Source organism: Paenibacillus sp. 22594 (assembly GCF_052044425.1).
In the GTDB taxonomy this organism is placed as follows: Bacteria; Bacillota; Bacilli; order Paenibacillales; family Paenibacillaceae; genus Paenibacillus_AQ.
In genome coordinates this window covers 643,953-667,188 of the sequence record NZ_JBQENA010000002.1, presented here as the reverse complement: position 1 = coordinate 667,188, position 23,236 = coordinate 643,953, and the positions used below count along the sequence as shown (strand labels likewise).

The following is a 23,236-nucleotide window of genomic DNA, read 5'->3' as shown; positions in this document are numbered from 1 at the left end:
GGGTTCGTCGTAAGCCTGATCATAATTTATACAAACCCGTTCGCCGCGAGAAAATCGTGGCTGATCCGGGAGCTGTTCTCTTCTTCTGCATTCCCTGAACGTGAACCATAATTCAACAGGTGGTCCACATATTTGCCGAGCACATCGCATTCGATATTGACCCGGTCCCCGTTTCGCTTATGAGCCAGGACCGTTTCACCGAGCGTATGGGGAATGATTGAAACTGTAAACGTAGAGGCCGAAGTGTCTACCACGGTCAAGCTGATGCCATCGATCGTAATGGAACCTTTGGGAATGATGAATTTGAAAAGCGTTTTACGCTCCGGCGCTATTTCGAAAACCACCGCATTCTGATCCCGTTTGACCGAACGAATCTCACCGGTTCCATCCACATGTCCTTGAACAATATGTCCTCCGAATCGGCCACCAGCAGCCATGGCACGCTCCAGGTTCATCTTGCTTCCGCTGCGCAGCTCCTTGAGTGTGCTGTTGCGGTAAGTCTGGGGCATAACATCTACGGTAAAAGAATGATCTCCGAGCGATGTCGCCGTCAGGCAAACACCATTGACGGACACACTGTCGCCGATCTTCAAATCATTCATAATGAGGGAAGCGCCGATATTCAGCACCATCATTTCGCCGCCGCTGGTAACCCCGCGCAGGACACCGACCTCCTCAATCAAGCCTGTGAACATGTGATCCCCTCCTGAAATTTGCTTTAACGGATAGGCGTCCCGCTGATACACACATTATCCCCGAGCACTTCGACTTCCAATCCTTCGAGTGTGATCGCGCTCTTCATTAGCTCTACACCGGGAAAATCGAAGGTTCCAGGTGCAGCCGCGCCACCACCGACAATCTTCGGAGCGAAGAATAGAATCACGCGGTCCACCAGCCCGCTCTCCAGCATGGCGCCATTGAGTGTTCCACCACCCTCCAGCAGGATCGATCCTATCTCTAGTTCACCTAACGCACGCATCGCCGCCTTTAGATCCACGCGCGGTCCGGTGCCGCTGACAACGATCTGTACACCAGCGTCCAGCAGTGCCGCCCGCTTTACCGGATCAGCGGATTCTGTAGTAACGACAATAGTAGGTGCCTCGCCATCACTAACGACAGCGGAATCAAGCGGAATCCTCAGCAAAGAGTCAATCACGATGCGAACCGGATTCAGTCCAGGTACATCCATTCTGGTCGTTAAGGACGGATTATCAGCAAGCACTGTATTGACACCGACCATGATTCCTTGGTGACGGTGCCGCAGCGTATGTACGATCTCCCGTGCCTGGCCATTGGATATCCATTTGCTGTCCCCTGTCCGGGTCGCCAACTTTCCATCAAGAGTGCTGGCGCTCTTTAGGGTGACAAAAGGCTGCTTTGTCAAAATATACTTGATAAATTTCTCATTCAGACGTTGTGCACGGCTGCTAAGCAGGCCCACTTCAACCTCAATCCCCTGTCCGCGAAGCATCGCAATGCCTCGTCCAGCAACTTGAGGATTAGGGTCCTCACAAGCCACAACCACACGGGCTACGCCTTCATCGATCAGCCTTTGGCTGCAAGGCGGGGTCTTGCCGTAGTGGCTGCAGGGCTCAAGGGTTACATAGGCTGTACTGCCTTGCGCCTTCCCTGCTGCCATATTCAGCGCATGTACTTCAGCGTGGCCTGTTCCGCGCTGCAGATGGGTGCCCAGACCGATCATGGCACCGTCTTTCACAACAACGCAGCCGACGACCGGATTAATCCCCGTCTGCCCTTGCGCTCTTTCCGCCATATCCAGGGCCAGTGACATATAAAATTCATCGTTCATTGTATCCATGTCATGCCTCCGATCCTAGCTGTATCTTTCCTGATTCCGATCAAAACAGAAAACCCGCCTCAATCTCCAGGTGGAGTTCAAGACGGGTTATACGAGAGTTTACTGGCAGTACTAAATAAAACTGTGCGTTTCACAGTCAAAAAATCCAAATGTGAAAGTTCGCACATAATATTAGGTAACACTGCAGCACGCCTGTCTATAGATAAGCACAGCACGTCAGTCAATCTCTCCTTCTTCCATCCAGACTATACTGTCGGTCCCGGAATTGCACCGGGTCCACCGTCCGTATGAGACATACGAAGCGGGTAGCGGACTTAGCAGCGCCATCGGCATTTTCAGCCAACCGCAGAAGCATCACCGCCGGTAGGGAATTACACCCTGCCCTGAAGGATTGATCATATTTAATTAGTTTCAAGTTTTGCCTACAACAAAATTATCACTTTGACACAGGAAATGCAAGTGCGTTTATGAAATTAACTTTATTTATGTAACTTAATTATCTTTTTGAAACCGAGTATCTGCACGCAATAAATCACGGATCTCGATCAGCAATGCTGCTTCAGGAGAGGGCGCTGGCGGCTCGACGACCTCAACTTTTACCGTTTCCTTGCGCTTAAAGCGGCTAGCCAGCTTGACCACCATGAAGATGGAGAAGGCAATGATAAAGAAATCAACCACTGACTGCAGGAACACACCATAAGTCACAACCGCCTTTCCATGAGCGAAATGAAGACCGCTTAAATTAATGCCACCGGTTATCATACCTATCAGCGGCATAATAATATCGGCAACCAGCGAGGATACAATTTTCCCAAAGGCTGCACCAATCACCACCGCTACTGCCAGATCAAGCACGTTGCCCTTCAGGGCAAACTTTTTAAATTCCGACCACATTTGAATTCCTCCAATGTTTTGAATTTGAAGTTATTATATCATCACTAAAACCTTTTTAAGTAAGTATTTAGCTTATCTTGTGCAGAAACCTAAGGATGCAGCTCCCGGTAAGTGGCTTCAATGAATCGGCTGTAAACCGAAGGCGGATACTGCTGTACCCGTTCATAAGCGATCTGTGCCTGCTGACGCGCTTCCTCCATCTTCCCCTGTCTGGCGTAGATCTTGGCTTTGTAGGCATAGGAAGTGAAAACACCGGCACGGTCCAGCGGATGGTGGGCATCGTCAGGCAGGGTAACTTTTGACAGAGACGCCAGCGCTTCTTCATCCCGGCCCAAATAATACAGGGCAATTCCCATCTGAAGGCAGCGGCTGGATTCATACCTGCTCCCTTCGGCTTGATGCTGCTGTCCAAGCATTAAGGCCTCTTCATACCGCTGCTCCACATTAGCCAGTCTAATTTCAGCCAGATGGACAAGCTGCACAGACTGCTCATCTTCCGTAAACTCCACAAACAGCCTTGCCTTGTCCAGATATTGCTTAGCCTCTTCCAGATTCCCGGACATCAGAGCAAGATTCGATAGCACACGGTACAGATGGTCCGCTAAATAATACACGCCCTCTTCCCGTGAGAGCGCTATTGCTGCGAGTGCGGCTGTCCTGCTCCCGTCATAATCCCCCAACGCTGATAAGGTAACGCTATGTGCATAATAGAGGTCTATTTCGAATAAAAAGTCGTTGCCCACCTTTTTGCTCACATAGTCTTCTCTGACGCGGAGAATCAATTCGAGGCTTTCAGCATACCGGCTCTGCGTGAACAACAGGGCATAGGCTAAATACTGAACTTTGGCACTTTCCACATATAAATTAAACCGTTCGTAGATGGCCGCAGCCCGCCGGATCGCCTCTTCGCCGCCTTCTGTTCCTGTATAATAGCAAGCGTTCACATAAAACCCCATAAGCCGTGCGGCATCGACGGTCATAGGAAGATTCCCGTCCATCAGAGGCTTAACGGCGGAAATAATCGACTGGTACTTTTTTTGTTTGAACTGCGTTTCAATATCTCGAACCAGACGGGCCAGGTCTGCGCTCTGCTCCTCTTCCAGAAAGTAGCCCGCATCCACCCCAAGCCGTGCAGCCAAAATTTGCAGACTGCGCATGGAGGGCAGTGCACGGCCGTTTTCAATTTGGCTGAGCATGCTTTTGGTCAGATCATCTCCGGCCAGTTCGCTCTGAGTGAGGCGTTTGGTTGTGCGTAAATGTTTAATTTTATCTCCAATCGTCTGTTTGCTTGTCATGTGCCGTGCCATCCTTCTATCCATCTATTTTCTTCAGTATAGCGTAACAGATCGCTGAGAAAAAGTTATGTTAAATTACACTAAACTTTTTATTGCATTTTCGCCATGAGACTCATACAATAAGTTTAATTTAATTTAACTTTATGTAAGGGGTGTTTCTCATGATTGTAAATAGCGCCATTTCCAAGGTTCCCAGCATCCGAAACATGTTCCTGTTCTTCTCCGGCAAATTGGCCTCTGTCCTAGGCTCCGGGATGTACACTTTTGTAGTGGGATTATACATTCTAAATCTCACAGGCTCCGGGGGCACCTTTGCTGTAACGATGGTATGCGGGCTGCTGCCCCGGATTCTGCTTGCTCCTTTCGCCGGAGTGTTGGCCGACCGGGTAAACCGCCGTAAGCTGCTGATTTGCTCTGACCTTGCCGCCGTCCTGACCCTGTTGCTCACCTATCTGACGGTATCTCTTTCAGGTGTCTCCTTATTATCTATTTATGCATCTTTGATTCTGCTGTCCATATGCTCTACCTTCTATGGAATCTCCGTCTCCTCATCCCTGCTTCAGCTTGTGGATCACAACCATATCCAGCGCGCCGGCTCGCTTAATCAAATCGCGGGTTCACTCGGTAACCTGCTCGCTCCAGTACTAGGCGGCATGCTCTATACCATTGTCCCCCTCAAGCTGTTCATGCTGCTGAATGCTGTAGGTTTCACCATTTCCACTCTCATGAGTTGCGGCCTGCGGTTTAAGCCCTCGATAGACATGGCAAGCCCCAGTATACCGCCTCATCCGGTTCCATCAGGTCAATCTAAGGGGAAGCCATTCAAAGTCCTGGCGGAGTTACGGGAAAGTCTTGCCGGAGGCATCTCGCATGTTCTTAGTAAGCCTGTTATCCGTGCGGTCATTATTATTGTTTTCTGGGTCAATTTTTTCGTAGTATCGCTCAATGTTGTTCTACCCTTTGTTACCGTGCGGACCCTTTCCCTCTCTTCCGGCCAATACGGCACAATTAATGCTATGCTGGCGGCAGGCATGCTGGCTATGTCCCTGCTCTTGACCATCCGCCGGCAAAACAGCAATCCCTCAGGCTCCTTGATCCGGGGCCTGTCCGTGCTCGGCCTCCTGCTTCTCGCGATGGCGCTTCCGCTGATATTGCCCTTCAGCAGCACCTTCGCTTATATTTTCCTTCTTGTCCTGATGTTTCTGGTCGGCATCACTGTAATGAATATCAATATTCCGGTTCAGGTCTATTTGCAGCAGACAGTGGAAGAGGAATATCGCGGCAGAGTGTTTGCTGTTGTCGAGACTGCCTCAGGGGCAATTGCACCCGTAGGGATGCTTCTCTTCGGGGTACTCCTGGACCTCATTCCGGCTGCTTTCCTACTGATGGCCTCCGGAATTTCGATTATAGTTGTCACATTACTGGGACGCAAAGGACTTATCAACAGCCATGAGCAGGAGGCTGTGCAGAACCGAGAAGCCGAAGCACGGATTCATGCATGAGGGAGCTTCACCTGCTAAGACCGCCGGATAGCTTAGTAGAAAGCTTCATATCAGCAAGAACCGGATGGAATCTTTACGGAATAAAATTTGCGATTGGTTATATTAAAAATGCACGCGGCAATCACTCTGCCGCGTGCATTAATAACGATATGAGGGTGAAGCTTACTGTTTGCGTCTTCTGAATACCATGCTGAGGATAAAGCCTACAAGGATCAGACCCAGACCTGCCATATAAATAGGCAAAGGACTTCTCTCGCCGGTCTGCGGCAGTTTGCCGCCTGACGCTTCGGCAACAGTTCCTTTCGGAACATCGTCGTCGTCGACCTCCACTCCGCCAAGCGGAATGTCATCATCAATCGATGTTACAGCCGTCGGTGATGCCGAAGGTGAAGAAGAAGGCGATAATGACTGTGTAGCTCCTGGAGTAACTACAGCACCTGCCGGGATCTGCGGATCTTCAATGATGACACCCGGCACCTGAGTCACTACAGGTGTTGGTACAGGCTCTCCCGGAATAAAGCTTGGCGTTGGTACTATTGTTGGAACTGCCGTCGGTGGCGGTGTCGGCGACACGGCCGGTGAATCTGTCGGCGTTGTGGACGCGGATGGAGCCGGTGACGGCGACTCGCCAGGTACTGTAGATGGTGTTGGCGTTGGCACCGTTGATGGGGTTGGCGTCGGCGTAGCCGTTGCCAGCTTCGTATTAAGCACAGTCAGATTGATATTGGCTGAAGAGCCAATGGTGACCGGATACTCACGAGTATCCAGCGTATATCCTGAAGGAGCTGCCGTTTCAATCAATACATAGCTTCCCAGCCAGATATTGTTGAATACCGCACGACCCTCTACGTCTGTGGTCCGGGTATTAACAAGCAGTCGTTCTGAGCCGTTCAGACGATATAAATCGAAAGTTGCCCCGGCAAGTTTAAGTCCGCTGTCTGCTGCGTCCAGTTTTTGAACAGTCAGTGTTCCACGTACACCGCTGCCGGTTCCCGAACCGCTGGAGACACCCACAATAATCTCTTTGGTAGTGTCCTGGGTGACCAGCTTCACATTATTACCACTGAGGTTAACAGTATTGATCAGTTTATCACCGGTATTCGCAACGATCAGCGATTGATAATCCACAATATATGCGGAATGAATATCATGGAGGAAGCTGAGGATGAATTTCTGCTTGCCGTCAGCATCTGCGCTGATGTTCAAGGTATAATCCGTGTCCTTTACAAGCTCCGGAGAGCTCTTGCTAACCTCCCCTTTCACTCCTACTGTAGTAGGATAGAGGTGGAAGGAATCGGGAAGCAGGATCTGGTTGGAGCTTGGGATATCTGTCAAAACCGCATTCTTCACAGTGGATTGTGAGCGGTTGACAACAATTGTCCAATTCAGCTTATCACCATTCTGCAGGCCATCCTTGAAGACATATTCCCCTCCATAAGGAATGTTTACAGAAGCGGTTAAATCCTTGGATACTTTTTGGGTGCCATCCAAGAGCTTCGCTGTATTAGTCACCTTGGAATCAATCAGCTGACCTTCCAGAAATGTATTGAACACAACATAATAAGGTGTATTTATGGCATTTAAAAATTTGATCTTTAGTTCGTTGCTGGCATCGACAGAATAAATATATGCATTCTTAGGAATCTCTGATCCCTGGGATGGTTCACCATTGGCATTGATATTCATGTTATAGACCCTGAGCGAGCCATCCCCCATGGTCTGTCCGGAGGTCAGGATATCGGTTATATTCGGGTTGGCAATCGCCTTGCTGTTGTAATTGATTCCAATTTTCCAGGTAAACATTTTATTACTTGCATTATAGGCTCCGGTTTTGAAACCGTTATTCTTCACCTCGGCACGGGGAATGAATAATCCCTGGGCTTCCGTCCATAGCGGCGGGCCTTCAATGTCCTGCCAATCCACCCGGGCGTTGTTCACAAAATTATCGGTGTTGCCATAAAGCCAATCATTGTTGAATTCTGTGCGGTAGGTGATGGTATGGGTTACTGAGAGAGGCTTCGTAAACTTGAGCTTGAACCCGGATTTGGGCTCACCCGGTTTATTCAGTTCCCACTGGTAATCGGACTCACTCAGGACTGTGCCGCTTGCATTCCTTACGACCAGAGTTCCCGGAATGAACTTCTGTCCTCCCTGCGGAAAAGTATCCGTCACCACTACGTTGCTCATGGGAAAGTTGTCACCGTTCACGGTGATTTTCCACTCGGTAGTATGATTCGTGTAATCTACACCTGACAGAGTTTTATAGATGATGGCCGGACGGATCTTCTGTGTCGCGTCCACACTGTAGGTGCTGTCCGAGACATTATTGGTAATGGTGGTGTCCTTCAATATACGACTTAAGGACTTGGTTTTGTATTCAATACGGTAAGCTGAAGAGATATCGTTCAGGAACTCCAGCTTGAAACCGTTTTTCTCAATATCGATTAAGCCAGTTACTTTATAATCCACGTTCGGCAGAAGAGGAGTTCCCTTGATCGCCGTACCTGCAGAATTCAGTGTCACCGGATAGACCACTAGCGAATCCGAAACCAGTCTTTGCGTATAGTTAAAGTAGTCCTTCAGTACCGCGCTGCCTTGCGGGATCGCCTTATTGTTATAGTTGTACTCGATCGCCCAGGTAATGATCTGCTTACCCCATTCATAGTTCGTTGCCACCTTATTCAGGCTTCCGCCACGCTCAATGGTTACGGTAGCAGATGAACTTACCGGATCACGTCCTGCCCCTGTAAAAGTGGCCGTATTCGTGAAGCTGCTCAGCGAATCACTGACTACCGCCGTCGAATAGGCAATACGGTAAGCGCCGCTAATTACAGGATCCGTGAAGCGAACTGTCAGTAGTCCGCCCGTGACTTCAGCCGAATATTTGCTGGTGTCAACCAATGCACCTACAGTGACTGTGCCATCCAGTTGAATGCCCAGTTGATATACGGCCAGCGAAACGGTGCTGTCCATAGATAAACCTTCAGGAATCGGGTCCGTAATCACAGCACCCGTTACCGGCTCCAGCTTCTTGTTGACATCTACGGTCCAATCAATATGATCCGCGTTGAAGCCGCCCGATACGCCTTTCTTCTCAATCGTTGAACCCACGGATGGCTTGAAATTCACCGTAACCGTCTGGGAGCCGCCGTTGACAGGGAACACGATTTCCTGGGTTGTACTGCCCGAAATGACCTGTTTGTCAAATTGAGTCTGGATTCTTAAAGTCCCCTGAACATTGTCATGAGTCTCGATGTAGCTGTTGAAGCTCATGAGCACCTGATGGGTAGACTGGCTGACCGTGAAGGTGCCTACCTCCCCGTCATCCGAAATCAGCGATCCGTTAATGTCGTTGAAAAGCTGGAATTGTGCGGGAATCTGAAACGCAAACGTATCTCCAGCAACGTATCCGTGTCCATTAGGAAGAGACCACGTATAGTCCAGTTTGACTTTCGAACCCACCTCATACACATTATCTGTCACCGTCTGTCCATCTGGCCCGTACACAGACATCGACACACTGGTAATAATGTCCCGGTCATTCTCAATTCCCGCAGCCGTAGCCTGCGTAGTAAACCCTATGCCGTATGCATATTGCACTAACAGCATGAGGATGACCAAGGCTACACTAATTCTTTTTTTCACCATACTCAAAAGCCCCCGTTCCCCATTGATTTTTAACTTCGCAAATCCTCTTGCCGTTCCGCTGCCCAAGATTACCGCAGAACTGCCCAGGTATAGACCTACTCCGCTTGGAAGCCAGCTATGTATTCCGGAATATCCTGCGCCATCTTATGTGAATTCTCTCTATGTTATTCTTCTCTGGCCAGAGTCTGCGATATATACTTATATCACCGTAGTATAGATCATTAGAATCAGAAATTGTTAAAATTCCGTATTTTTATTTTTTGTTAAAAATCCATGTCACCCAAGGGGGAATCCCCTGAACCGTCAAGCTTTTTTTGACCGCCAGTGTGCTAACGATTTCATAATATTCTCAGCTTCGCATATAGATTCCCCTGACTTTAGTCGCATGTTTCTGCGCGGCATCTACGGACTTGCCGGAAAATCCGTTTCGAACCCGGGATTATTGGGAGTCCATCCGACAGTGCTTATAGCTGTGTTGATATTATCGGGGAGCGTATTCCAGCTAGGGTACATCACTCAGGAGGTGTGGAAGAGGGGGATTTATCTGCATGCGGAACAGGCATACTCCGCTTATCTGGCGGGTTATGCCTGTTTCAGAAAAATAGATGATTTGTTCATCCAAATTCGTTATCCGGTTTATTTAAACTCTGGAAGCCAGTCCCCATGCGCTGCTATCAAATCATCGCACATGGATACAATATCATCCAATGACAGCTCGGCAGACGTATGCGGGTCCAGCATCGCTGCGTGATAAATATGTTCTTTTTTGCCGGTTATTGCCGCTTCAATGGTCAGCAGCTGCGTATTTATATTCGTTCGGTTCAGCGCAGCACATTGCGGCGGCAGATCGCCCACATAGGTAGGAGTCACTCCGCTGGCATCGACAAGACAAGGCACTTCTACGCAAGCTTCACGCGGCAGATTAGGGATTAGTCCGGTGTTCAATACATTACCCCCGATTTTGAAAGGCACATTGGTTTCAATGGCTTCCAGAATATACGAAGCATACTCCTGGGAGCGTTCATGATGAAGCGATGTATTATTGACCAGTTCCGCACGCATCTGCTTCCACTCGCCAATCTGCTCCACACAGCGGCGCGGATATTCGTCCAGCGGAATTTGAAATCGTTCAATCAGCTCAGGATAGCCTCTTTTGATGAAATAAGGATGATATTCCGCATTATGCTCTGAAGATTCTGTAATGTAATATCCGAATTTCAGCATCATTTCGTACCGTACCATATCGTGATGACGCTCTTTCTGCTGCTTCTCGGCGGCCCGGCGCTTGATTTCCGGATACAGATCCTCCCCATCCTTCGTAACCTCCAGCAGCCAAGCCATGTGATTAATACCGGCGATCTTCGCCTGTACACCTGTCTGGTCCATCCCAAGCGCTTCGAATAAGCCTGGAATACAGTGCTGCACACTGTGGCACAATCCAACCGTCTGTACTCCGCCATACGTATTCATTACATTGGTCAGTACAGCCATCGGGTTCGTATAATTCAAGAACAGAGCATCCGGGCACACCTCACGGATATCTGCAGCAAAGTCAAGCATCACCGGAATCGTGCGCAGATTGCGGAAAATGCCGCCAATACCGACAGTATCCGCGATTGTCTGCCGGAGTCCGTATTTCTTGGGAATCTCAAAATCTGTAATCGTACAAGGATCGTAACCGCCTACCTGGATCGCATTGATCACGTACTTGGCACCGCGCAGCGCTTCCTTCCGGTCGGTATAGGTCTTCACCATACATGTGCTGCCGGTGCTGGCCTTGATATTGTTCAGCATGCTTTTGGAATCCTCCAGCCGTTCCAGATCGATGTCGAACAAAGCAAGCTCAAAGCCCTGCAGGGCCTCTGTCCCCATACAGTCACCTAACACATTCTTGGCAAAAACTGTACTTCCGGCACCGATAAATGTAATTTTGGACATCATTCATTTTCCTCCTCATTAGCTGCACTATTCATTTATTAATATAGATGATAGCGTCTACAAAGCATATGGAGAAAGACCAGATAAGTATGGATAATTGTCGCATTCTATACCATGCTATGATAGTCAAGAGGGTAACCCACAGCCTGTTTCCAGGCTCTGGGTCACCCTCTGTTAACGATTTACAAACCGCTCAGCAAATCCACATTCAGATAATTCGAATTCCCCAATGTGCTGTCATACCCCAGTTGAATCGTATTGGAGCCTGCATTCAGCGGTATCGTCACGGATACGGTTCCGTAGGTACTCCAGCTCGAGGTAGAATTGAACATCAGACTGGCTGCAACCACAACTCCATTCACTTTTACATAACGTGAAGCATTGCCGGCGGCTGCAGCGTAACGGAAGGTCACTGTTTTGGAACCAGATGTATTCTGGTTAACATAAAAGTCGATGGATGTTCCGGTCGTGTTCCAGCCTCCCACATAGCCTCTTCCGCTAAAACCGGCATTGGTGCTTTCATTAATCATCCCACCGCCAGAGGCCAGGGTCCGCCGCGCATTTTCCGCTTCATATGCGCCATTCCCGGCAATATAGCCGGTGTAGCCGTCAGCCGGTACAAGCTGGAGAATCGAAGCCCCCGCTGCCGCAGCCAGACTTTGCACATAGGAGGTGCCTGCCGGACGGAGCCAGTCGCTGCCGATAATCTGATCGGAAACCCGCCGGTGATTCCAGGCTTGTGTCGCGTTTTGCTGAAGAAAACTTAAATATTGCGTTTGACCGCCTAGTACACGCAAACGGTTCAAGTTGCGGGCAAAGACCATTTTGAAGCCGGCGGCATCATTTTCCCCTTCATACATTAGACTTTGAGCGGACACCATTTTGTTCACAACATACTGCGCTGCGGTATTGGCATCTGTGAGATAAGCGGAAGTTCCGGTAGCCTGGTACATAGAAACGGCGGCCCCGAGAAAGGTTCCATAATTATAGGTAAAGTCCCAATCCTTAACGATGCCGTTAGCCGTACCTTCGATATGATCGTTAACTTTGCTGCCGTTCACCAGGGTTGACTTGGTCCAGTTGTAGATTTGGGTGGCTTTGGTCAGATAAGCAGAATTATTATAGGCATTGCGGAGCTTGACGGCAGTCATGACCATTGGAGCATTGGTCGCCATGTTTTTTTGGGCATTCGCCTGACCCGGAGTATGTGCGTCCCTTCTCCACCAGATGCCCCCGTTATACGCCGTGTCCCATTCCAAATAAATATGGTCGAACAGATAGCTCCCGCGGTTGAGGTACTCAGCAGTTCCGGTTAGTTCGTAAGCCCTCATACAGGCCAGTGCCCACCAGCCCAGATCGTCATTGAACGCATTGGCCATCATGTCAGGATACTTGGTGTTGAAGCCGGTATAGATATCGTCAATCATCGTCCGGTATACCGGGCTGTTGGTTCGTTCATATGCATCCATTACCGTTTCCCACAGCTGTGCTTCCCACCAGAAATCCGTATAGAGGCCGCTATCCGGCCCGTATGCATGCTCCGGGTGAATCTGATGGTCGCTATTGACAAAGAAGTATTTCGCGGATGAGTCGTAGAACACATTCACCAGCGCGGTCATGGCATCATCGGCATTTGAAGCAGTGAAGGCCTCCGCTTTTGAACCCGCACCAGGAGTGAGCAGAGACAGGGCCAGCACGGCAGGTAAAGCGGCGGAACAAAGTTTTTTCCAGTGGATCACGTTCATTGCCCCTTTCAATATCAGTGGGATACTTTCAGATGATCGAGATTCAGATAATTCGTGCTTCCCTTACCGGTATCAAAAATTAATGAAATTGTGTTGCTGCCGCTGTTCAGGGTTACATTTGGTATAGTAACGGTGTTATAGGAATCCCAGCTCCCCGTCCCGTTGAACACCACATTATTGACAACCCCTGCCCCGTTTATATACAGATAACGCCCTGCGTTACCCGCTCCGCCGGAATAACGGAAGGTCAAATTGTAGACTCCGGCCGTATCGGCAATGACATTGAAGTCCACCCACTTACCGTTTGCGTTCCATCCCGAGATGTAGCCTTTGCCCGTATAGCCCTGATGAGTGGATTCCGTGGAAAGAGAATGCAGCACAGCCGCTTCCGCTTCATAGGTCACATCGGTTTCAACCATCTGGAAGGTCATATTATCCGCCGCTCCATAGGTCCATTGAATGAATCCGCCACCGCTGATCAACGAATTATCCGCCACATTGAGGGATTTGCCGGAGAGCTTGTTAATGATCTTGTAATATCCCTGGCCAATGCCTTCAATCTGCCACTGGTCGTTGCCGGTTATGCCATAGTCCCATTGAATGACTTTTGCGTTGTTGTTGGGATCCCCGTTCTCTACGGCCAGCGCTTTGCCACTGTTCACATTAATGAGCTTATAGAATCCTCCAGGAGTCGAAGTAACGGTCCATTTGTCATTTTGGGAAATGCCGTAATCCCATTGCAGCACCTTGGCTCCATTTTGTGTGGAGGAAGCTTCGACTGCCGCCGATAGTCCGGTTGATTTGGGGATGATCCGGTAGGTTTTACCGGAGACGATAGGGCTCGTCGTTGCTTCCGTGCCGGTCAGTTTTAGCATCACTGTGCCGTGTGGGGGAACGGTTGCTGAATAACTTCCGTTATAGTTGCCCAGATTCGACTTCTGCCACAAGTCCCGGACAGCAGCTGATGAGCCTAGTCCCAGACTGGTGAAATTCACGGTCATGGAGGCAGCTGTTTCCGACCGGTTGAACAGGACAACGGCCCTGGTGCCCGGGGTCTGCAGCAGTTTGGAATATACCTGTTTGCCGTCTACATCGCTAACCAGTACGCCCTGTCTGCCGAGCGGGTCCTGATCTACAGCAATCACTTCGGAATTCATTAGGGTTGCCTGGGTATATGCGGTCATGCTGGAAAGGTTATTCCCGGCGATCAGCGGTGCAGCCATAATCGCCCACATTGAAAAATGGGAACGGTATTCCGTATCTGTCATGCCCTCTCCAAAAACAGCCCCCGTTCCATAATTGCCTACCATTAGCATATCGGGGTCATTCCACCTGCCCGGTCCGGCAAAGTTAGCCAGGGGATAGTTCTGATCGATAATCCAGGTCACCCGCTGCCAGAAATCAAAGATATCATCTGTTGTCCGCCACATGTTCCCTGTTTCAGGACCCCATACCCAAGGCTTGTTGATGCCCCAGTTGCAGATGCTGAACAGGATATCGCGCCCGGAGTTCAAAAGCGCATCCCGGATCAGTGTATACCTCGTCTGCGGGTCCATCCCCCTGTTATCACACCAGTCCACTTTCACATAGTCTACATCCCAGGACGCGAAGGTCAGGGCATCCTGAACCTCATGGTTGTACATCCCCGGCCTTCCTGCGCAGGTGGTATAACCTGCATCCGTATAGAGCCCGAACAGCAGTCCCTTACTGTGAACATAATCTGCAAGCGCCTTCATACCGCTGGGGAATTTGACCGGATCAGCCAGAATATTTCCGTTCGCATCGCGGCCGGTCTGCCAGCAGTCGTCAATCACGACATATTTATAGCCGGCATCCTTCATCCCGGTGCTGACCAGCAGATCGGCCGCTTCCTTAATCTTGTTCTCATCCACATTGCAGGCGTAGTAGTTCCAGCTGTTCCAGCCCATCGGCGGAGTCTGTGCAAGACCATTGTTTAATGCGGATGCCTGTGGCACAGTGAAGGTACCCATCATTAGGGGCCAGACCAGCAGGAAAGCCAGGATACATCTTAAACCCAATCCGACCCTGCCGTTAACTCTTTTCCTCATCACATCATCTCCTTGGATCATTTCCAAAGCTAAAGAATATGATTCTGTTATTATTCAAGTTCACTTATATAGATGTCTTCTGCATAATGGCCGCTCCTTCAAGCAGCATCAGTCCGCTGAGCTGGACACTAAGCTGAACCGGCAGTACAGGCTTCAATTCCCAAGAGGGCCCGCACAACCCTGAACGGTGGTCCAGTCCTGTATTCCATAAAGCATCCGCGTTAGCCAGAATAACCTCACGGACAGGTATTGCTCCGGGGAACTGCTTCTCCAGCTGAGCGAAATAACGGATCAGAATTCCTTTGAACAAACCGGTGTCATCAATGCCTTCATCAGGCAGCAGCAGAGTATCCTGGTCGCACAGACGGTTGATACAGGCATGGGCCGTGCGGAGAGCAGCATCTGCATATTTCTGTTCCCCGGTAACACGGTACAATTCCACTCCTGCCCCCAAGAATACGCCCTGGCAGTAAGTGAATGCCCAATCATAGTCAATCCTGCCATCTCCCAGCCGGTTGATCCCGTCCCACACCAAGCCTGAACCCGGATCCACCAGATGAGCCTGATTCCATTCGAATATGCGGACCGCCCACTCCAAATCATCCGGATTCCTCAGCAGGCTGTACAGACGCGCAGCCAAAATAGCGGCAGGCGCATTAGCCGGGGTATTTTTGTAATCCAGCTGATCCTTCTTCCAGGCCATTCCTCCGCCGAAGTGATCGTTCCACGCGGTTTGAATATCCGTCCATAGTTCCAATACAGCGGTTTTGTACTCCTCTTCACCGGTAGCCTGGAACGCCCGCAGCAACGCAAGCGCAGTCCATTCCATATCATCATAATAATTGTGGAGAAAGGTCCCGCCATTATAAGCACGCAGACTGCGGCTATACTCCCGGATCTGTATGGCTAATTCAGGGTCATGATTACGCTCATAAGCATCTATAAGAACATCGAGCACATGAGCATGCCACCAATAATAGAAGTTGTCATCCGACCGGAAGTACTCTCGCGGAAACCACTGATTCATAATTCCGGTTTTTTCATTGTAAAAATGCTTCTTCAGGCTCCGCTGGGCCTCGTCCGCACGCGCCGGCCAATCCGCCTTCATTACCGCTTCAGCGGAAATGTCCATCAGATCACCTCATATATCAGGATGATGGGTATGCCAATAGGACTAACAATACTGGTATAACTTAGTTACCAGTTATCCTGCTTAGCTCAGCCAGCCGTTCCAACAGCTTGATGCCGCTAAGCTGGGAGCTGAGCTGGACAATGCCGGCAGGCGGGCGGCTCCAGTCTGTACCAAACAAGGCGCCATCCGCCCCCTTTCCGCTCCCCCAAAGACGTTCTGCATTTCTGTGCAGAAAAGCCACGGCTTCACTTGCTTCCGGATCAGCCTTCACCCATTCCGCAGCATAGCGGACCAGAATACCCTTGAACAGCCCGCCGTCCCCATCCCCCTCATCCGGCAAAATACCGGACTGCGGATCGGCCAGCTCCTTAACAGCAGCGGTGAAGGTCTGCCGGGCGTCTTCAAGGTAAGCGGGCTGCGCCTTAATCCGGTACAACTCGATGGCCGCACCGATATATACCCCTTGATTGTAGGTGTATTTCCAATCCTTATCGGTTGAGCCGTCACCCATACGGTTCATACCATCCCAGACAAAACCAGTCTCCGGGTTTACGAGATGGCGCTTTTGCCAATGGTAAATATTCTCTGCCCATTCCAGATCCTGCGGATCGGCGAAGGACTGATACAACCGGGCGGCCAAAATAGCAGCCGGTGCGTTGGCCGGGGTATTTTTGTAATCAAGCTGTGATTTCTGCCAGGCAATCCCCCCTCCCATGTGGGTATTCCAGCCGGTCTGGATGTCCTGCCACAACAACAGCGCTGTCTCCTTGTAGCGAGTCTTCCCGGTTGCCTGATAGGCGCGAAGCCAGGCCAAGGCCATCCACTCCATATCATCATAGAGCTCATTCGGCCATACTCCGCCATTGCGGCGCAATAAACCTTCATGCAGCGAAGCGAGGCGGTTTTCATAACGTCCGTTTTTCGTCCGCAACAGACCATCCACCAGCACATCCACGGCATGCGCCATCCACCAGTAGTGAAATACAGTGTTGCACTCCCCGTCCGGGCAAGGCGTTGCGATGTTGTACATTCCTATGGACTCATTCCAGAAGAAATGATCCAGCGCTTCCTGCGCCTCGTCTGCCCGTTCCTCCCATTGTGCAGCTTCAAGCTTCGTTTGCTTCATTAGGCTCTCTCCCCATATCTGTTGATCTATTGCCAGCCGCCGCTAACCTTTGATACCGCTGAACGCAATGCCCTGTACAAAATAACGCTGCAAGGCCAGAAACAACACCAGTATTGGCAAAATAGCCACCAGCGCACCCGCCATCATGGGCCCGTAATCCGTCTGAAAATTATAGGAAAAGGCCTGCAGTCCCATTTGGATGGTCGCCTTGTCCGGGTCATTCAGCACGATCATCGGCCATAGGAAGCCGTTCCAGCCTGCCTGAAAGGTAAAAATGCTCAAGGTAGCCAGCGCCGGCTTGGTCAGGGGCAGATAAATGCGCCAAAAGATCATAAATTCCCTGCAGCCCTCGATCCGGGCCATTTCCATCATGTCACTGGGTAAGGTGAGGAAAAATTGACGCATGAAGAATACCGCAAAAGTACCGGATGCACCCGGCAGAATAATGCCCCAAAACGAGTTCATCAAGCCATTCCCGCCACTGCCAAAGAAGTCATTGCCACCGGCAAACGGAATATGGCGCATGACATATACCGTCGGAATCATGGTTACGATACCAGGAATCATCATGGCGGCGAGCAGCACGCGGAAGATCGGCTTATTCAGTCTGAACTTCAGCTTCGCAAAGGCATAGCCGCTAAGTGAGCCAAAGAACAGATTAGCTAGTACACCGGCTAAAGCCAGGACCAGCGAGTTCCAGAAATAAAGGGCAAAAGGTACAGTCGTAAACGCTTTACGGTAATGTTCAAAGGTTAAATGATCCGGAAACCACTTAATGGGCATAGCGAAAATCTCATCATCCGGCTTCAGGGACGTCAGTACGCTCCAGTAGAATGGCAGTAACATAGCTATAGCGATAAGAATACACACGATATAATACACAGTTTTGTTAAAGCCCCGCTTCATTGCAGAGCCGCCGGTAACACCCATGGCTGTATACCTCCTTTTTCCGGGCTATCCTGCTCATACGACCGGCTCTTCGGCTTTGGATATCCGCATGTTGATTAGTGAGAACACCAGAATAGCCATGGCCAGCACAAAGGCCTGAGCTGAAGCATATCCCATCTGCAACTGGTTGAAGCCCTGCTGGTAAATCAGATAGACCGGTGTTTTGGTAACATTCGCCGGACCACCCTGTGTCAGAACGAATGCCTGGTCAAACAGCTGCAGCGCACCGATAATGGCCATAGTGCTGACAAGGAAAGTGGTTGGCCGGAGCTGCGGCCAGGTGATAAACCGGAAGCAGTCCAGTTTACCTGCTCCGTCGAGCCGCGCCGATTCGTATAGATAATCCGGCACTCCCTGCAGACCGGCCAGATAAATAATCATATTGGAGCCGACCGACTGCCACAGGGTCAGCATGACAATGGACAGCATGGCCGTTCTCGTCTCAGACAGCCAGGCAGGTCCGGTAATCCCGACATAGGAGAGCAGACCGTTGACCAGCCCGAATTCCGGATGCAGCAGCCAGATCCATACGGTTGCTGCTGCAACAGCCGAAGTCAGCGTAGGCAGATAATAGAAGGTGCGGAACAGCTTGACCCCGCGCCACGCCCGGCTTAGCAGCAGCCCTAGGAGCAATGAAATCAGAATATTAAGCGAGACAAAAATCACCGAATACAAAAAGACATTGCGGAATGTCTTCCATAGCAGATCATCATTGATCAGCCGCCGGTAGTTGTCGAGTCCAATCCAGTCATTTCTACTGAGCACGTCATAATTAGTAAAGCTTAGGTATAAGGCCATCACTACAGGTATGACTGTAAACACCGCGAACAGCAGCACCGTTGGCGTGATGAACAAATAAGCTGTCCGCGCCTGGTGTCTTTCTACCTTTCTCATGGAAGCCATCTAACTTCCCCCCTTCATCATGCAGCAAGACTCCATGGCAGCAGGGGGTTATCCCCCTGCTGCTGGCAACTGTCTATTTTACAACTTCATTATCCTTGAGCATTTTGTCCCCCTGCTCCTGGGATTTCTTCAGGGTATCCTCAATACTCAGCTTGTTCTGCTGGTTCAGCTGGAGATTAGGTGCCAGAGCGTCCGTCTCCATTACAGAGTAGCCGGGATGCGAAGGACGGACTTTGGCAAATTCCAGCGTTTCCAAAAACGGTTTCCACAGCGGATCATTCTGGAAGAACGGGTCCTCCATGGAGGGCTTGAAGCCCGGCAGATTGAGACTGGTCTTGGCCCAGAGCAAAGCGTTGTCCTTGTTGGCCGTCCACCATTTGATGAATTCCCATGCCTCATCATGATGCTTGGAGCCTTCTGGAATGACGAGGCCGAAGCCGCCCATTACACTGCCCTTGTCGCCGTTCGGACCTGCGGGAGGCGGAACGACACCGTAATCGAGGTCTTTGCCATATTTATTGTAGGTGCTCAGCATCCATGGACCGGAATAGAGCATAGCAACCTTCCCGGTAACAAAGGCATCCTGCCCTTCTCCCAGTCCCAATTCGAAGCCAACTTTGTACACCTTGTCTTTGTTCATCAAACGGTCCCAGAATTCCAAGACCTGCTTGCCTTTATCATTATTAAAGTTGGTCTTCCCATCCTCGGTCAGCATGGTACCGCCAGCCTGCTGGAGGTACATATTAAACAGACCCAGGTCCGCCATCGAGAAGCCGGCGACTTCAAGCTTGTTGCCCTTCCATTTGGTCATCTTCGCGGCTGCGGTTTCCAGCTCATCCCAGGTTGTGGGGGGCTGAAGCCCGGCCTCTGCCAGCAGCTTCTTATTATAAAAGAGGGCCCGTGCATCTACCGTAAGCGGAAGGCCGTACAATTTATCGTTATAAGAGAGCTCCGTCAGCGATTCGCTATAAAAATCATCCTTAGAGATGCCGTCCCGTGTCAAATACTCATCAACAGGATGCAGCACATTTTTGGGGGCATAGAGTGAGGTCCGCCAACGGTCCCAGAACAGTACGTCGGGGGAGCCGCCATTCGTGGCAGCCGTCAAAAACTTAGTGATCATATCTTGCTGCAGCACGTATTTCACATGAATCTTATCCTGGGATTTGTTAAAAGCGTCGACCATAGTCTCGAACTGCTTCTGGCCTTCTCCCCCCCAGTCCCCCCAGAAGGTAAGCTCTGTCTTCTCGGTTTTGCTGCCAGCGTCTGTTCCGCTGTTTTTGGCTGCGGGTGTTCCGGAATTGTCCGAATTCCCGCCGCAACCGGCTGTCAGGGCCGAGAGCATAACCAGGGAAAGCGCCGTAATCATCCATTTTTTCATTGTTGTATCCCCCTTACACTATTTGGTATGTCCTTGTTGCCGTTCCCTTAACTCCGCTTAATTTCAATCCCGCAGCACATCAGCACCAGCTCACAGAACATCATATTGGCCCATGAGAACCAGGGGCGGGTATACTCGTCAGGATGGTCTGCGTGGAAGGCTTCATGCATATATCCGGTGCCGGCATCGGAATGTTCCAGCAGATCCAGCATGGATTGCCGCTCTTCGGCACTGCCTGATGTCATTCCCTGTACCGCCAAGGCAATAGGCCAAATATATCGGCTGGGGGTATGGGGACTGCCAATACCTGCTGCAGCAGTTCCTGAAAAGTAGTAGGGGTTACTTTTGCTCAGAATAAATCTGCGTGTATTCATATAGACCGGATCATCAGCAGAAGTATAGCCTAGATAAGGACTCGACAGCAGACTCGGAACATTCGCATCATCCATCAGGTTCACGCTGCCCAATCCATCCGTCTCATACGCATACATAGTTCCATATTCAGGATGGTTCACAAGCCCGTATTGCTGTATGCCTCCATCGATCTCCTCCAGCAGATGTTGTGCAGCTGCCGCAAGCTCCGGGTTATTCAGCACTTCTCCGGCAATTTCGCATACATATCGCAGGATAACGACGGCGAACATATTGGCCGGAATCAGATAGCCATATTCGCAGGCATCATCGCTTGGACGAAACCCGGACCACGTCATTCCCGTGTAGGAGGTCATGCTGCCCTTTCCTTCTCGGACCAGGGTATCGGTGGGTGGACAATCCGTTCGCTGAAACGTATATGCGGAATCACGTTCATGATGCTGTTCTGTGGTCCAGAGGCTGATTATCCGCCAGACCCCTTTTACAAAAGCATCATCGAACGGAGTGATCCGGCCGGTGTTCTTCCACAGCAGATAACTGAGCTGGACAGGATAACACAAGGAATCAATTTCGTATTTCCGCTCCCAAATCCACGGGTTCATGACCGTCAGGTCCTTTTGATGCCCTTGGCCGTTCGCTTCTCGGTTAAACGCGTTGGCATAAGGATCCAATTCGATAAACGCAAACTGGCGTTTCACCAAGCCCTCGATCATATCTGCTATGGCTTCATCTTCTGCGGCCAGGATTAGAAAAGGCCTGACCTGAGCGGCAGAATCCCTTAACCACATGGCCGGTATATCCCCGGTAATGACAAAAGTCGTTCCATCCCGCTGGCGTTGAATTGTGGTATTCCAGGTGTTCGATAAACATTGCTCGAACATGCTTGCCAGTTTAGGGCGGTCCGGCAGCGTCTCTCTGACCCGAGCGGACAGACGCTGAATGGAATGAGGTATTTCTTTTGAGGTATTCAGCAGGATAACCTCCCTAGTTTATGTTTTTATTAAGCGCTTACATTAAATAGTATATTGGTATGCAATTAATATGTCAACCAATATTTTTAATGAAATGATATACCAATAACAGTAACAGAACCTGAATCATCAAGCATTTCTAAACCACAAAAAAACCCATCCGGTTGAATGGGTCTTCTGGCTAATGCCGTTTGTTCGGGGCCGCAGGTCCGGTTGAGCTGCCGGGGATCAGCTTCGCTTCCAGCATTACTTTATTGGGTACGGAATGCCCGTTCATAAGACTTAGCACATTTTCTACAGCGATCCGCCCCATCTCCTCTTCATTCTGGCGCATATGGGTGAAGGAATAGCCACCTCCGAGATGTGTTGGCGGACTGTCGAAGCAAATAATCGAAATGTCTTCAGGTATTCTCAGCCCCAGGCGTTCCACTGCTGTTTTGGCGAGCAGGGCAATATTGTACTCTATGGCAAACAGGGCGGTAATCGAAGGATGGCTCTCCAGATGAGATATCAGGCGCGCTATATCCCTTTCAATATTATCCGGGTTAAAAAACTTAGGAAGTGTCGAAGTGAGGTCGCTGACCCACAGCTCTTTGTCCACCATAATCCCCCGCTGGGCATGAGCCTGAATGAAGCCTTCTATCCGGTCTTCGACGGCCGTTGTATCTACCGGCGGAGGGGATAGGAACGAGATATGCGTATGCCCCAGATCGAACAAATATTCGGTGGCTTCCAGCGCAGCCTGAAGATTATCCGAGCTGATCGATGCCGCGGCAACACCCTTCAAATGACGGTCTACCAGTACCAGCGGGAATTGCCCAATGACCAGCTTGAGAATCTCAGCGTTGAAATATTCGCCCTGTGCCGGGAAAATAATCAGTCCATCCACGCCCAGGTTGAGCAGCTTCTGGATGGATTGCTCCTCATTCTCAGGAATTCCGAAGGTTCTCCGCAAGACCAGAAAACAGTCGTTATCACGCGAGGCCTGTTCCATACCGTAGATCAGCCCGGTCCCGTAACTGTTGCCGAAGTCCGTTATGATCAGCCCTATGGTTTTCTCCTCCGTGTTAATTGCAGTGCCCCGGCTGCCTGCTCCCACCGGTAATTCCTGAGGTTCAGTGGCAGGATCAGCCACAAAAGACCCCCTGCCCGGCTTGCGGACGATCAAATGCTCTGCTGCTAGCAGCTCCAGTGCTTTTTTACTGGTAATTCGGCTTACATTATAGGTTTCAGCAAGCTCTTTTTCGGAAGGAACGCGTTCTCCAAGCCTATAGACTTGAGTCAATATGCTTTCCTTCACTTCGTCAAATATTTTCTCATACATCGGCTTGGAAGAAGTCGGTTCGTTCATGACTTTCACTATCTCCTGACTCTGATTTTTCGTGATTATACATAATAATATATCATGATATATTAAGATTGTCGACGTATGCATAGTATTTCTGACAAGGGGATGCAAAAAAAGCAGACCCCCTTTTGAGAGATCTGCTTTT

16 protein-coding genes and 1 riboswitch are annotated in these 23,236 nt (G+C 50.2%); of the genes, 1 reads left to right on the top strand and 15 read right to left on the bottom strand.

Features of this window, described 5'->3' with window-relative positions; genetic code table 11:
* Nucleotides 1–26: 26 nt before the first annotated feature.
* The 4 genes from ACTJKB_RS09750 to ACTJKB_RS09735 all read right to left on the bottom strand — a co-directional run bounded on the left by ACTJKB_RS09750 (nt 27) and on the right by ACTJKB_RS09735 (nt 4,008).
* The gene (locus ACTJKB_RS09750) at nt 27–695 is read right to left on the bottom strand and encodes a riboflavin synthase (protein ID WP_440833566.1); all 669 of its coding nucleotides are present in this window, start codon (nt 693–695) and stop codon (nt 27–29) included.
* A 23-nt stretch (nt 696–718) separates the two neighbouring features.
* Nucleotides 719–1,819, bottom strand: a complete 1,101-nt coding sequence (ribD, locus tag ACTJKB_RS09745; RefSeq protein WP_440833564.1) for a bifunctional diaminohydroxyphosphoribosylaminopyrimidine deaminase/5-amino-6-(5-phosphoribosylamino)uracil reductase RibD — start codon at nt 1,817–1,819, stop codon at nt 719–721.
* Nucleotides 1,820–2,043: 224 nt separating this feature from the next.
* Nucleotides 2,044–2,214: riboswitch (FMN riboswitch) on the bottom strand.
* 97 nt (nt 2,215–2,311) lie between these two features.
* Nucleotides 2,312–2,713, bottom strand: coding sequence for a large-conductance mechanosensitive channel protein MscL (mscL, locus tag ACTJKB_RS09740; RefSeq protein ID WP_440833562.1), 402 nt, complete (start codon nt 2,711–2,713; stop codon nt 2,312–2,314).
* 89 nt (nt 2,714–2,802) lie between these two features.
* Nucleotides 2,803–4,008 carry a helix-turn-helix domain-containing protein gene (locus tag ACTJKB_RS09735; protein WP_440833560.1) on the bottom strand — a complete coding sequence of 402 codons (1,206 nt, stop codon included), beginning with the start codon at nt 4,006–4,008 and terminating at the stop codon, nt 2,803–2,805.
* 161 nt (nt 4,009–4,169) lie between these two features.
* Between ACTJKB_RS09735 and ACTJKB_RS09730 the strand changes: the two genes are divergently transcribed.
* Nucleotides 4,170–5,510 carry an MFS transporter gene (locus ACTJKB_RS09730; RefSeq protein WP_440833558.1) on the top strand — a complete coding sequence of 447 codons (1,341 nt, stop codon included), beginning with the start codon at nt 4,170–4,172 and terminating at the stop codon, nt 5,508–5,510.
* Between the two features lie 162 nt (nt 5,511–5,672).
* Here ACTJKB_RS09730 and ACTJKB_RS09725 read toward each other — a convergent pair whose 3' ends face one another.
* The 11 genes from ACTJKB_RS09725 to ACTJKB_RS09675 all read right to left on the bottom strand — a co-directional run bounded on the left by ACTJKB_RS09725 (nt 5,673) and on the right by ACTJKB_RS09675 (nt 23,094).
* The gene (locus ACTJKB_RS09725) at nt 5,673–9,158 is read right to left on the bottom strand and encodes a collagen binding domain-containing protein (protein WP_440833556.1); all 3,486 of its coding nucleotides are present in this window, start codon (nt 9,156–9,158) and stop codon (nt 5,673–5,675) included.
* 636 nt (nt 9,159–9,794) lie between these two features.
* Nucleotides 9,795–11,096, bottom strand: a complete 1,302-nt coding sequence (locus ACTJKB_RS09720; protein WP_440833554.1) for an alpha-glucosidase/alpha-galactosidase — start codon at nt 11,094–11,096, stop codon at nt 9,795–9,797.
* Nucleotides 11,097–11,278: 182 nt separating this feature from the next.
* A complete protein-coding gene (locus tag ACTJKB_RS09715; RefSeq protein WP_440833553.1) occupies nt 11,279–12,835 on the bottom strand; it encodes a glycoside hydrolase family 76 protein in 1,557 nt (518 codons plus the stop codon).
* 20 nt (nt 12,836–12,855) lie between these two features.
* The gene (locus tag ACTJKB_RS09710) at nt 12,856–14,910 is read right to left on the bottom strand and encodes an RICIN domain-containing protein (RefSeq protein ID WP_440833552.1); all 2,055 of its coding nucleotides are present in this window, start codon (nt 14,908–14,910) and stop codon (nt 12,856–12,858) included.
* A gap of 64 nt (nt 14,911–14,974) precedes the next feature.
* Nucleotides 14,975–16,042 (bottom strand): glycoside hydrolase family 76 protein, encoded by a 1,068-nt coding sequence (locus ACTJKB_RS09705; protein WP_440833551.1) that lies wholly within the window; start codon nt 16,040–16,042, stop codon nt 14,975–14,977.
* A gap of 61 nt (nt 16,043–16,103) precedes the next feature.
* Nucleotides 16,104–17,168, bottom strand: coding sequence for a glycoside hydrolase family 76 protein (locus tag ACTJKB_RS09700; protein ID WP_440833549.1), 1,065 nt, complete (start codon nt 17,166–17,168; stop codon nt 16,104–16,106).
* Between the two features lie 42 nt (nt 17,169–17,210).
* The gene (locus ACTJKB_RS09695) at nt 17,211–18,074 is read right to left on the bottom strand and encodes a carbohydrate ABC transporter permease (protein WP_440833885.1); all 864 of its coding nucleotides are present in this window, start codon (nt 18,072–18,074) and stop codon (nt 17,211–17,213) included.
* Between the two features lie 57 nt (nt 18,075–18,131).
* Nucleotides 18,132–19,019: a carbohydrate ABC transporter permease gene (locus ACTJKB_RS09690; RefSeq protein WP_440833547.1), complete on the bottom strand. Its 888-nt coding sequence runs from the start codon at nt 19,017–19,019 to the stop codon at nt 18,132–18,134.
* 73 nt (nt 19,020–19,092) lie between these two features.
* Nucleotides 19,093–20,400, bottom strand: coding sequence for an ABC transporter substrate-binding protein (locus tag ACTJKB_RS09685; RefSeq protein ID WP_440833546.1), 1,308 nt, complete (start codon nt 20,398–20,400; stop codon nt 19,093–19,095).
* Between the two features lie 47 nt (nt 20,401–20,447).
* Entirely contained in the window at nt 20,448–21,743 is a 1,296-nt protein-coding gene (locus ACTJKB_RS09680; protein WP_440833884.1) for a glycoside hydrolase family 125 protein, read from the bottom strand.
* Nucleotides 21,744–21,924: 181 nt separating this feature from the next.
* Entirely contained in the window at nt 21,925–23,094 is a 1,170-nt protein-coding gene (locus ACTJKB_RS09675) for a GntR family transcriptional regulator (RefSeq protein WP_440833544.1), read from the bottom strand.
* Between the last annotated feature and the right edge of the window lie 142 nt (nt 23,095–23,236).